The organism is Vibrio sp. Vb2960, from assembly GCF_033337665.1.
GTDB lineage: Bacteria > Pseudomonadota > Gammaproteobacteria > Enterobacterales > Vibrionaceae > Vibrio > Vibrio alginolyticus.
In genome coordinates this window covers 140,551-153,783 of record NZ_JAWORD010000014.1, presented here as the reverse complement: position 1 = coordinate 153,783, position 13,233 = coordinate 140,551, and the positions used below count along the sequence as shown (strand labels likewise).

General features: G+C 46.6%; 7 protein-coding genes. 6 read left to right on the top strand and 1 reads right to left on the bottom strand.

What is annotated here, in order from left to right; all coding sequences use genetic code 11:
• Positions 1-6,452: tandem-95 repeat protein (locus R7O03_RS14040; protein WP_318131784.1), on the bottom strand; the 6,452-nt coding region annotated here is incomplete at its 3' end.
• A gap of 400 nt (positions 6,453-6,852) precedes the next feature.
• Between R7O03_RS14040 and R7O03_RS14035 the strand changes: the two genes are divergently transcribed.
• From R7O03_RS14035 to R7O03_RS14010, 6 genes are all read left to right on the top strand, one after another.
• Entirely contained in the window at positions 6,853-8,163 is a 1,311-nt protein-coding gene (locus R7O03_RS14035; RefSeq protein WP_017635971.1) for a TolC family outer membrane protein, read from the top strand.
• 2 nt (positions 8,164-8,165) lie between these two features.
• Positions 8,166-8,780, top strand: coding sequence for an OmpA family protein (locus tag R7O03_RS14030; protein WP_005377354.1), 615 nt, complete (start codon positions 8,166-8,168; stop codon positions 8,778-8,780).
• A 175-nt stretch (positions 8,781-8,955) separates the two neighbouring features.
• Positions 8,956-9,309, top strand: coding sequence for a DUF2750 domain-containing protein (locus R7O03_RS14025; protein WP_005377352.1), 354 nt, complete (start codon positions 8,956-8,958; stop codon positions 9,307-9,309).
• A 186-nt stretch (positions 9,310-9,495) separates the two neighbouring features.
• Positions 9,496-11,466, top strand: coding sequence for a diguanylate cyclase (locus R7O03_RS14020; protein WP_258475501.1), 1,971 nt, complete (start codon positions 9,496-9,498; stop codon positions 11,464-11,466).
• Between the two features lie 87 nt (positions 11,467-11,553).
• Positions 11,554-12,252 carry an IclR family transcriptional regulator gene (locus R7O03_RS14015; protein WP_104979219.1) on the top strand — a complete coding sequence of 233 codons (699 nt, stop codon included), beginning with the start codon at positions 11,554-11,556 and terminating at the stop codon, positions 12,250-12,252.
• 106 nt (positions 12,253-12,358) lie between these two features.
• Positions 12,359-13,051 carry an SDR family oxidoreductase gene (locus R7O03_RS14010; RefSeq protein WP_053304419.1) on the top strand — a complete coding sequence of 231 codons (693 nt, stop codon included), beginning with the start codon at positions 12,359-12,361 and terminating at the stop codon, positions 13,049-13,051.
• Positions 13,052-13,233 lie beyond the last annotated feature (182 nt).

Genomic DNA, 13,233 nt, shown 5'->3' with positions numbered 1-13,233 from the left:
ATCGCCACTTGAATGTTGCTGTTGCCAGCAACGCTGAAGCTCAGATCGCCATCCACGTTATCCACATCGCTGAAAGCAGTATTTAGATCGATGCTGTATGGCGTGAAATCTTCCGCCAAGGTTTGGTCTGCAATGTTGCTTTCAACCACAGGCGCGTCGTTCACCGCATTCACCGTGACGTTGACCGTCGCTTGGTCAGTCAGTGCACCATCGGTGATGGTGTAAGTGATTTCAGCGTCACCATGGAAGTTCTCAGCCGGTGTGAACACCAGTTTGCCATCAACAATCTCGACTGTGCCTTGCGCTTCAGGTACGGACGCCGATTCAATCGACAGCTTATCGCCATCAATATCGGTGTCGTTTGGTAGGACATCAATTGTCACTGGCGTGTCTTCGTCAGTAACGGCATTGTCATTGGTCGCCACTGGTGCATCATTCACTGGTGTGACATCGACGTTCACCGTGGTGGACTCCGATACCCCACCGGAGGTGACGATGTAGGTGAAGCTGTCTGTACCGTGGTAGTTGTCGTTTGGCGTGTAAGTGACGCTGCCATCCGGGTTGACCGAGACCGTGCCGTTGGCTGGACCGTTGTTGGTATCGAGCGACACCACTTTGTCGTCGCCTTCGAACGTGTCGTTCTCTAAGACCTTTATGATGGTCGGCGTGTCTTCCACGACCGTCGCTTTATCTGCCACGATGTCCGCCACAGGCGCAACTGTGAAGTTCACCGTTTGGCTAACGCTTTCGCCGCTTGGATCGGTAGCCGTAAAGGTCAACGCTTCTGAGCCGTTCCAGTCTGCCGTTGGGCTAATGGTCGCGATGCCATTTTCAATCGACACCAACACGTTGCTGTTGCCAGAGACGCTAAACGTTAACTCGCCATCCACGTTATCCACATCGCTGAAAGCAGTATTTAGATCGATGCTGTATGGGGTGAAATCTTCCGCCAAGGTTTGGTCTGCAATGCTGCTTTCAACCACAGGCGTGTCGTTCACCGCATTCACGGTGACGTTGACCGTCGCTTGGTCAGTCAGTGCACCATCGGTGATGGTGTAAGTGATTTCGGCGTCACCATGGAAGTTCTCAGCCGGTGTGAACACCAACTTACCATCAACAATCTCGACTGTCCCTTGCTCACTCGGCACAGACGCTGATTGGATAGACAGCGTATCGCCATCAATATCGGTGTCGTTTGGTAGGACATCAATTGTCACTGGCGTGTCTTCGTCAGTAACAGCGGTATCATCTTTTGCCACTGGCGCGTCATTGACTGGTGTGACATCGACGTTCACCGTGGTGGATTCCGATACCCCACCGGAGGTGACGATGTAGGTAAAGCTGTCTGCCCCGTGGAAGTTGTCGTTTGGCGTGTAAGTGACGCTGCCATCCGGGTTGACCGAGACCGTGCCGTTAGCTGGACCGTTATTGGTATCGAGCCACACCACTTTATCGTCGCCTTCGAACGTGTCGTTATCTAAGACCTTGATGATGGTTGGCGTGTCTTCCACAACCGTCGCGTTGTCTGCCACGATGTCTGCCACAGGCGCTACTGTGAAGTTCACCGTTTGGCTAACGCTTTCGCCGCTTGGATCGGTGGCAGTAAACGTCAACGCTTCAGAGCCGTTCCAGTCCGCAGTTGGAGTGAACGTAGCAATACCGTTGACGATCGCCACTTGAATGTTGCTGTTGCCAGCAACGCTGAAGCTCAGATCGCCATCCACGTCGCTGAACGCGGTATTTAGATCGATGCTGTATGGCGTAAAGTCTTCCGCCAAGGTTTGGTCTGCGATGTTGCTCTCAACCACAGGCGCGTCGTTTACCGCATTCACGGTGACGTTGACCGTTGCTTGGTCGGTCAGCGCACCATCGGTGATGGTGTAAGTGATTTCAGCGTCACCATGGAAGTTCTCAGCCGGTGTGAAGACCAGTTTGCCATCAACAATCTCGACTGTGCCTTGCGCTTCAGGTACGGACGCCGATTCAATCGACAGCTTATCGCCATCAATATCGGTGTCGTTTGGCAGAACATCAATCGTCACTGGCGTGTCTTCGTCAGTAATCGCCGTGTCATCTTTTGCCACTGGCGCATCGTTCACTGGCGTGACATCGACGTTCACCGTGGTGGACTCACTGACGCCACCGGAGGTGACGATGTAAGTGAAGCTGTCTGTACCGTGGTAGTTGTCGTTTGGTGTATAAGTGAGGCTGCCATCCGGGTTGACCGAGACCGTGCCGTTAGCTGGACCGTTGTTGGTATCGAGCGACACCACTTTGTCGTCGCCTTCGAACGTGTCGTTACCTAGGACGTTAATGATGGTCGGCGTGTCTTCCACAACTGTCGCGCTGTCTGCCACGATGTCCGCCACAGGCGCTACCGTGAAGTTCACCGTTTGGCTAACGCTTTCGCCGCTTGGATCGGTGGCCGTAAAGGTTAACGCTTCTGAGCCGTTCCAGTCTGCGGTTGGAGTGAACGTAGCAATACCGTTGACGATCGCCACTTGAATGTTGCTGTTGCCAGAGACACTGAAGCTCAGCTCGCCATCCACGTTATCCACATCACTGAAAGCGGTATTTAGATCGATGCTGTATGGCGTGAAATCTTCCGCCAAGGTTTGGTCTGCAATGCCGCTTTCAACCACAGGCGTGTCATTCACCGCATTCACGGTGACGTTAACCGTCGCTTGGTCAGTCAGTGCATCATCGCTAACGGTGTAAGTGATTTCAGCGTCACCATGGAAGTTCTCAGCCGGTGTGAACACCAACTTGCCGTCAACAATCTCGACAGTACCTTGGTCACTCGGCACAGACGCTGATTGGATAGACAGCGTATCACCATCAATATCGGTGTCGTTTGGTAGGACATCAATCGTGACAGCGGTATCTTCTTGTGTTGTGGCCGTGTCATCGTTTGCCACTGGCGCATCGTTCACTGGTGTGACATCGACGTTCACCGTGGTGGACTCACTGACCCCACCCGACGTAACGATGTACGTGAAGCTGTCTGTACCGTGGTAGTTGTCGTTTGGCGTGTAAGTGACACTGCCGTCCGGGTTGACCGAGACCGTGCCGTTGGCTGGGCCGTTATTGCTATCCAGCGACACCACTTTGTCGTCGCCTTCAAACGTGTCGTTACCTAGAACGTTAATGATGGTCGGCGTGTCTTCCACAACCGTCGCGCGGTCAGATTCAATATCTGCCACAGGCGCAACCATAAAGTTTACCGTTTGGCTGACGCTTTCACCGCTTGGATCGGTAGCCGTAAAGGTTAACGCTTCTGAGCCGTTCCAGTCTGCCGTTGGGCTAATGGTCGCGATGCCATTTTCAATCGACACCAACACGTTGCTGTTGCCAGAGACGCTAAACGTTAACTCGCCATCCACGTTATCCACATCGCTGAAAGCGGTATTTAGATCGATGCTGTATGGCGTAAAGTCTTCCGCCAAGGTTTGGTCTGCAATGCTACTTTCAACCACAGGCGTGTCGTTCACCGCATTTACGGTGACGTTGACCGTCGCTTGATCAGTCAGCGAACCATCGGTGATGGTGTAAGTGATTTCGGCGTCACCATTGAAGTTCTCGGCCGGTGTGAAGACCAGTTTGCCGTCAACAATCTCTACTGTGCCTTGTGTTTCAGGTACGGACGCCGATTGGATAGACAGCGTATCACCATCGATGTCGGTGTCGTTTGGCAGAACATCAATTGTCACTGGCGTGTCTTCGTCAGTAACAGCGGTATCACCTTTTGCCACTGGCGCATCATTGACTGGTGTGACATCGACGTTCACCGTGGTGGACTCCGATACCCCACCCGAGGTAACGATGTAGGTGAAGCTGTCTGTACCGTGGTAGTTGTCGTTTGGCGTGTAAGTGACGCTGCCATCCGGGTTGACCGAGACCGTGCCGTTGGCTGGACCGTTATTGCTATCCAGCGACACCACTTTGTCGTCGCCTTCGAACGTGTCGTTACCTAAGACCTTAATGATGGTCGGCGTGTCTTCCACAACCGTCGCGCGGTCAGATTCAATATCTGCCACAGGCGCTACCGTAAAGTTCACCGTTTGGCTGACGCTTTCACCGCTTGGATCGGTGGCAGTAAAGGTCAATGCTTCTGAGCCGTTCCAGTCTGCGGTTGGAGTGAACGTAGCAATACCGTTGACGATCGCCACTTGAATGTTGCTGTTGCCAGAGACGCTGAAGCTCAGATCGCCATCCACGTTATCCACATCGCTGAAAGCGGTATTCAGATCGATGCTGTATGGCGTAAAGTCTTCCGCCAAGGCTTGGTCTGCAATGCTGCTTTCAACCACAGGCGCGTCGTTCACCGCATTCACGGTGACGTTGACCGTGGCTTGGTCAGTCAGTGCACCATCGGTGATGGTGTAAGTGATTTCAGCGTCACCATGGAAGTTCTCAGCCGGTGTGAACACCAGTTTGCCATCAACAATCTCGACTGTGCCTTGCGCTTCAGGTACGGACGCCGATTCAATCGACAGCTTATCGCCATCAATATCGGTGTCGTTTGGTAGGACATCAATTGTCACTGGCGTGTCTTCGTCAGTAACGGCATTGTCATTGGTCGCCACTGGTGCATCATTCACTGGTGTGACATCGACGTTCACCGTGGTGGACTCTGATACCCCACCGGAGGTGACGATGTAGGTAAAGCTGTCTGTCCCGTGGTAGTTGTCGTTTGGCGTGTAGGTCACGCTGCCATCCGGGTTGACCGAGACCGTGCCGTTAGCTGGTCCATTGTTGGTATCCAGCGACACCACTTTGTCGTCGCCTTCGAACGTGTCGTTACCTAAAACCTTAATGATGGTTGGTGTGTCTTCCACAACCGTCGCGCGGTCAGATTCAATATCTGCCACAGGCGCTACCGTGAAGTTCACCGTTTGGCTAACGCTTTCACCGCTTGGATCGGTGGCGGTAAAGGTTAGGGTTTCTGAGCCATTCCAGTCTGCGGTTGGAGTGAACGTAGCAATGCCATTGACGATCGCCACTTGAATGTTGCTGTTGCCAGAGACACTAAACGTTAACTCACCATCGGCGTTATCCACATCGCTGAAAGCGGTATTCAGATTGATGGTGTATGGCGTAAAATCTTCCGCCAAGGTTTGGTCTGCAATGTTGCTTTCAACCACAGGCGTGTCGTTCACCGCATTCACGGTGACGTTGACCGTCGCTTGGTCGGTCAGCGAACCATCGGTGACGGTGTAAGAGATTTCAGCGTCACCATGGAAGTTCTCAGCCGGTGTGAAGACCAACTTGCCGTCAACAATTTCAACTGTACCTTGGTCACTCGGCACAGATGCCGATTGGATAGACAGCGTATCACCATCAATGTCGGTGTCGTTTGGCAGGACATCAATCGTTACTGAGCTATCTTCCTCTGTAATTGTTGTATCATTAGAGGCAATAGGCGCATCGTTAACTGAGTTTACTGTTACCGAAACTTGGGCTTCATCCTCTAACTCACCATCTGAGATGGTGTAGCTAATCGTTGCATTACCGTTGAAATTTTCAGCCGGAGTGAAAACAAGCTTACCATCGATAATCTCAACGATACCTTGCTCTTCTGGTACAGAAGCAGAGGTAATGATTAAATCATCACCTTCAATATCACTGTCGTTAGCGAGCACATCAATTACAACCTGGGAATCCTCGTCAGTTTGAATCGCATCATTAGTTGCTATTGGCGCGTCATTAACAGGCGTAATATCTAAGTTAGCAGTGCCATTAATAACACCGCCATCGTTATCAATAATGTCATAGGAGAATGACACTTCAGTGTCATCATCAGCCTCTGGAATGTAAGTCCAAGATCCATCGCTGTTATCAATTAAGGTGCCATTCCCACTCTCAATAGTGACGTTTGTAATGACAAGAGTATCGGCATCATCAATATTGACATTAGATAGTAATTCTTCAGTAGTTATCGTGATTGGATCGCTATCTTCCTCAACAGCGCTTAATGTCACTGGAGAATTAGTAAGTGGCTTACTTGAGCCATCCCCACTTGTCTCGATACCTGTTGTGAAGAAGTCATTTAAGGTCAACGCTTGTGTTTCAGATAAGCCGAGGGATTCTAGGCCAATAGTTTCAAAGTTTGTTGAGGCTAGCACTTCAGTACCATCTCGTACAATCGTGGCACTATTTTGCAAACTGGAGCCACTATTTTCACCCGCTGCAGGTGCGAGTTCTTCATCAATAGCAGAAGGGTCTTGACCTTGCTCAATAGCACTAATAATCTGTGCTACATCGTCTGAAATATCTTTTAAACCTTGCTCTTGAGCAAGCTGAATTTTCAGGTCTTGAGGCGCAGCATCTGTCATTGCCACTATCACTTCACCTGGTAGAGGCTGCTGTCCTTCTGCAAGGACTCTCAGCTGCCCATCCAAACCTATTACGACGACTTGATTACCGAGTGGCACTAATGCTGTACGATCCATATAAACCTTAACCCTAAATAACTGTCAAGTTTTTGACTAACAATACTAATTTGCTATATATTGCCCGAATATATAGTGCAATAACAGCAATTTGATGCTCAATAAAGTAATTATGTGTCATACATCAATAAGAATCCATATGCATAAGTGTTTTATTTTATTAAAATCTGGACACTCGTTTCTAGCCATTACCTCCATCTTTAATTTGAGATCTTAATTCAAGTTTTAGGCAGATTTAGTAGGTTGATTTATCAAAATTGAAACAAATGAACAGCGAATCAACAGGTTACTTCATCGCATATTAATGTTATTGTGCGCTAAATTATTGACGCCCTTATAAGTATTCCACTTATAAGCCCTATCACCTCGAGAATTTTTACCATTATCTAGGAGAATCACAGTGAAGTGGACTCGTGCCAACGCCTTTTGTATTGGTATGTTCACCGCTAGTCATGCTTTTGGGCAAACGCTAGAGCAAGCGGTTGAAAACACATTAAAAACCAATCCTGACATCAAAAGTGCGTTCAATGAATTCGTTAGCAAGCAGTATGTGAATGAAGCATCTGGTGGTGCTTACCTCCCATCCGTAGACTTAGATGCCGGTATCGGTTACGAAGGAATCAAACCTGCAGAGTCAGGGCGAGATTCAACCGATCTGACAAGAAAAGAAGCCACCGTGACACTAACCCAGCTAATATGGGATGGCTCAGCGACACTTAATGATATGGATCGAACAGCAGCTGATGCTGAATCGGTCCGTTATCAACTTCTAGCTGATGCCCAAGACACCGCTTTAGAGGTCGCGAAAGTTTATTTAGACTCAGTAAAAGCTTATGAAATTCTTACACTTTCCGAGAATAACTTGAAAGTGCATAAGAAGATCTATGAAGACATTAAAAAGCGAGTTAACTCAGGTATCGGTTCTACAGCAGACCTAACCCAGGTAGAGGCTCGTTTAGCAAAGGCTCACGGTAACTTGGTGGCAGCTCAGAACAACTTATATGACAGCCACACCACCTTTACACGCCTTGTCGGACAGTCACCACAAGGATTGATTTTCCCAAGAGCGGACCAAAACTTTATTCCCTACACCATCGATGAAGCGATTGACTTGGCATTCGAGTCACATCCAGTAATCAAAATTTCGGTAGCTGATGTGGACTCTGCAAAGTTCCAATACAAGCAATCTAAGGGAACTTACTACCCAACGATATCGGTAGAAGCGGCTCAAACATGGCGTGATGATGCAAGCGGTATCGAAGGAAGCAGCGAAGAGACAACAGCAATGTTACGTATGCGTTACAACCTCTTTAACGGTGGTAGTGACGTAGCCAACGCTGAAAGTTTTGCCTACCAACTAAATAAAGCAAAAGACCTAAGAGAACGTGCATACCGCCAAGTAGAAGAAGGTCTTCGTCTATCTTGGAGTGCGTTAGATTTAACACTTCAACAAAAAGAGTTCCTAGCGGATCACGTAGATTCGGCCTCTGAAACTGTCATCGCCTACGAAAAGCAGTATCGCATTGGAAAACGCACTCTGCTGGACTTGTTAAATACTGAAAACGAACTTTTCGAAGCGAGAAAGAACTACTTGGATGCTCGATACTCAGAGCAGTACGCCAAGTACCGCGTTATGAACGCGACTGGCCAATTGTTAAATGCCTTGCGTGTCGATGTACCTACAGAATGGAATGAAAAGGTGGAGTACTGATCATGAAACCAGTGAAGATTCTATTTGCATTGGGTATGCTCGCCATCACTCAACACGTTGTTGCTGAAGACGAATATGAGTATCGTCCTGTACCAAATGCAGAACAAATAGCAGATTTGCAAGATGACGACAACGATGGTGTCATCAATGCTCGAGATATGTGTCCAGGCACACCTGAAGGCTCAGAGGTCGACAACGACGGTTGTGGAGAATACATTAAAGCATCAGATAACATGCAAGTGCGGATACTTTTTGCTAACGACTCTGATGAGATCAATCCAGTCTTCAGAAGACAAGTTCGAGAGCTTTCCGACTTTTTAAAAGAGTACCCTACTACTTCGATAGAGCTGCACGGCTATGCTAGTAAAGTTGGTGGTTCAAAGCATAACCAAGATCTTTCTGAAAGACGAGCACGCAATGTCCGTGAAGCCCTACTAAGCTACGACATCGAACCGAGTAGAGTCCGCATTGTTGGTTTTGGTGACACTCACTTAGCACAGCAAGGGACCGATGAAGTCAGCCATGCTTTAAATCGTCGAGTAACCGCATCAGTCGTTGGTTACAAAGGCGAGATAAAAAGAGAGTGGACAATATTCACAACTCTTCCAGAAAGGTAAAGTACCTGTTTTTGTTTGCTCTGTGAGCATAAAGCAAACAAAAACGAGTGAATACTTAACCTCAGAAAAGGAGCTTCGGCTCCTTTATTTTTACTCATTTCGACAACCGTATTATGCTTTAGGAATCGGCACTTTAGTGTTACTCTAGCCACGTCATAACAACGAGAGTTTTGAAATGAGCAAACTTACATCAGATATCCAAGCGAACCTTGACCTTTTTGTTGCAGAAACGAAAGAAAACCAATTGGTTTGGGGTTTACGCAATGAAGAAGGTTGGCTATCTTGCGATTCAACTGAATTCGAAAACAGCGAAGTCATGCCTTTCTGGTCTTCTAAAGAAGATGCAGAAGCACATAATGTTGAAGAATGGGCAGACTTTACTGTACTAGAAATCCCATTAGATATCTTTGTTGAAGATTGGCTTTTGACTCTTGCTGAAGATGGTGTTCTTGTTGGAACTAACTGGAACGATCAGTTAGAAGGCAAAGAAATGGAGCCTCAAGATCTAGCAAAGCTTTACATTGATTAAAGATTTCTGACCTCAACTTTATGTTGAGGTCTTTCTTTTTATGCCTCTTCTTTCAATATCTCGACCAAGTGCATAGTTTCACTACTCTTTTTCTTAGTACACCCAACTTAATCACAACGCTGATGCGTTAAAAGCGCTATGATAACTCAACTTTAAAGGCACCTTAAATTAAAGGCTCGTTTAAACATGCGCGTGCTCTATCCCTTGCTTGCGTCACTTTTGCTCACTCCAGTATATGCAAGCGACACTCAAGATATTGAACCAAACCAAAATATCACACAGTGGCACTCTGTCTACCAAACCACACTACGAAGCAACCCTGAGTCGGCATTGAGCATGCTTCAAGATCGCTACCATACAGCGAAATCGGACAGCGAAAAGCTCTACGTAAGTGGATTGATTTATGAATATATGTCAAACATAAATCAGCCTTACTACGGCAGCAGTCAAGTCTTAGACAACCGTTTTTCTCAATTAGAATCAGAATATATTCTTGCCTTAAAGGAACGTAAGCATGGTAGTTACGAGGCCTCAGTAGATAGCTTTTCTTCTTTGCGACAGACAATGAAGAAAATATCCGATTCCGAAGGCAAGGCTCTGATGAACTATCAACTTTGTTATACGCTGAATCAACAAGGTCGTTATCACAAAGCAAACTTTTATTGCTCATCCTTAGAGAGCCACTTAAATCATAAGCATCAAGAAAACTTCCCTGTTGATCTTGCTTTGCGCGTAATAGCAAATAACTACAATTACCGCGGTGACTATGAAAAAGCCTTAAGTTTGTATCGACAGTTGATGGCCAACATGTCGACGCAAAGCGATCCTTCAGGGATTTACAATGACGTCGGCAATTTACTTGCAGAGCTGGGGCAATTTGAACAATCAGAGCAATATCTCATTCAAGCCCTACTGGTTCGCCAAGATGAAGGGACACCTCTTGAAGCTGCACAAGTCGAACATAGTCTAGGAGCGATGTACAGAAAATCCAAAGAACTCGATAAGTCCATCAGCCACTACAAAAATGCATTGACGATTCTCGAACAACTTCATTACCCATACGGGCAAGGGTTGACCTATTTAGGGTTATCTGCTGCTTTGGCCGATTCTGGGCAATTAGATACCGCGGTAGATTACATTGGAAGAGCATTAAACATTGCCCAAACTTATGAGAATACGCACCTTGAAACAGAGGGTCATTTGGCTGCTGGATTGGCATATTTAAAGAACCATACACCCGAAAAATCGATTGAACACAATACAATAGCGTTAAGATTAGCGGTAAAAAACGCTAGGCCCTTATTGCAAGCGCAAGCCCAATTACTCCTCTCAAAAGCATACCAAGCTCAAAATGATTACAAAAAGGCGCTGGAGCATCACAAGGCCTACTCGACGATTGAACTAACGAACCGAGACGCGAGTAATATCAAGGCGTTAGAGGCACTAGATCTCACTAAAAAAGAGTATGAATATGATCTACAAGTCGCGCAGTTGAACAACGAAACTCTTCTAAGTCAGTACCAGTTTGAAAAACTCACAGATCAACAACGCACTTATAATTTTGTTGTTTTCTGTTTATTGGTTCTCCTCGCTCTGGCATTGATGGTTCAGCGACAAACACGCTTAAAAGCCAAAATAGACAGCTTAACGTGTGCATTAAACAGAGCGGCAATTATAGAGACGATTAAAAGCCAAACCTCCAAAGCTGAAGGAGACTTCCGCTACGTTCTAGCATTAATCGATCTAGATGACTTTAAGGCGATTAATGATCAGTATGGTCATCCGACTGGCGACTTAGTACTACAACAGGTGTGCAAAGCGCTTAAAGCTAAACTTAATAAGGGAGAGTACTTGGGTCGTTTAGGTGGAGAAGAGTTTATCTTGCTATTGAAAAACGTCGATGAGATTGACGTTCCCTTTAGAATACAAAGTCTGCATAAAACAATTTCAGAAAAGAGTGTACATTCGCTTAATAACCATCAATTGAATATATCTGCGAGTCTGGCCTATCTATCAACCTCAATGCCACTCACCAACTTTGATGAGCTCTATTCGATATTAGACCAAGCGTTATACAATGCTAAGAAGCAAGGAAAAAACTCCCTTGTGGACGCATACAACGAGCCGATCAGTTTAAGTGCTGAGTATATTCTCTAATAAAACCAAACCACCAGCGTAGTGGTTTGTTATAGGTGGAAGCATCAGTAAGCCATTCAGATGCAACATCATCATCAAGGAGTCTTTGTGCCCAAGGCAAGAAAAAACATTCAGTCTCTAGAGCGAGGTTTTCTAATCCTCGAGTTGCTCTCGATGAGTGAATCTCCCCTATCATTACAGACTATCAGTAATGCGATCCAGTTAAATAAGACGACTGTTCACGGGTTACTTGCGACTCTACACTCTCTTGGATATGTATCCAAACACAACCATAGCTACAGCCTAGGGTTTAGATGCTATGAACTGTCTAAGCCGATTGAACAAAAAAACGAAGCTATCCGACAACATTTTGTTCCATTGCTGAAAAAAATGGCCCAAATGACTAACAACACAGCTTACCTCGCTGTACAAAGTGGCGCTAAAGAGTACTTGTATATCGATGCTATAGAGCAGGATAACCCTCTTACTATCCGTAGCCCGAGAGGGAAACGAGAAGGACTCACAACATCTGCGATCGGCAAAGTTTTTCTTAGTTTTGATGATGAGCTTCGTCGAACATTACGCCTTGAAAACCAAATATCCCCCACGTTAGAAACTGAACTTAATCAGGTTGTATTATCAGGTTACGCACTCGATTTAGAAGAGGCAGAGCCAAACCTCAATTGCTTAGCGATCCCCCTTTACTTGGATGGTAAAGTCGTTGCTGTTGCAGGTGTTAGCGGTGCTGCCTCCGAACTGACGGTCACTAGGCTAAAACACTTTGCAAGAATCTTTCTCAAATTTTAAGATTTGACAATGTCGAATCCTAGGCCATTTTTATACTGTTTTGATTACATGCTTATACGTCGCCTCTAATATGGTCGTTGTTCAACTCAACAACGTAGGAGAAGCGATGTCTACTGTATTAATCACTGGCGCTAACCGTGGCTTAGGCTTGCAATTTGTCCGCCACTACCTTGGAAAAGGTTGGCAAGTTATCGCAACTTGTCGTTCACCAGAAAATGCTAAGCAGCTCAATGAACTAGTAACCCAATCCAATCAACTTCAACTGATGGCTCTAGACGTCACTAACCAACAAGATATCGATCAGTTAGCCACTCAATTAGCGGATCGTCCGCTCGATCATTTAGTTCTTAATGCAGGTGTATTAGGCGAAGAGTGTGCAAAGCTTGGCGAAATGACCCAGAAAAAATGGCTAGAAGTACTAAACATAAATACCGTCGCACCTGCCCTGCTAATTCAAGCCCTACAAGACAACGTTGCGAAAAGTCAGCACAAAACCATCGTGGGAATCTCAACCCGAGTTGCGAGTTTAAGCGATAACAGTTCAGGTAACATGTACAGTTATCGAGCATCTAAAGCAGCGCTTAATCAGGTTCTAGTATCAGCAGCACGCAATCTCGAATCACGAGGAGTAAAAACTGTCGCAGTTCATCCCGGCTGGGTAAAAACCGATATGGGCGGTGAGGACGCAACCTTTTCTGCCGAGGAAAGTGTTGCTGGTATTGTTTCGGTCGCAGAACAGCTAACACTTGAGCAATCCGGAAGCTTCCGCGTATTTGATGGCTCTACAATCGAATGGTAAATGATCTCTAAATGACGTCTCCCGGCCAAATTGAAGGCCGGGAGAATACAATAAACCAATAGGCCAAAAAGATAAAAGCACGCGCTATCGTCAGACAAGCTAGCCGTTATCGTCTATGGTGTTGTACCACCGTCAAGCGCTGAGGAAGTCAGCGATTGCAGCGGCATCATTTAGGCAATGAT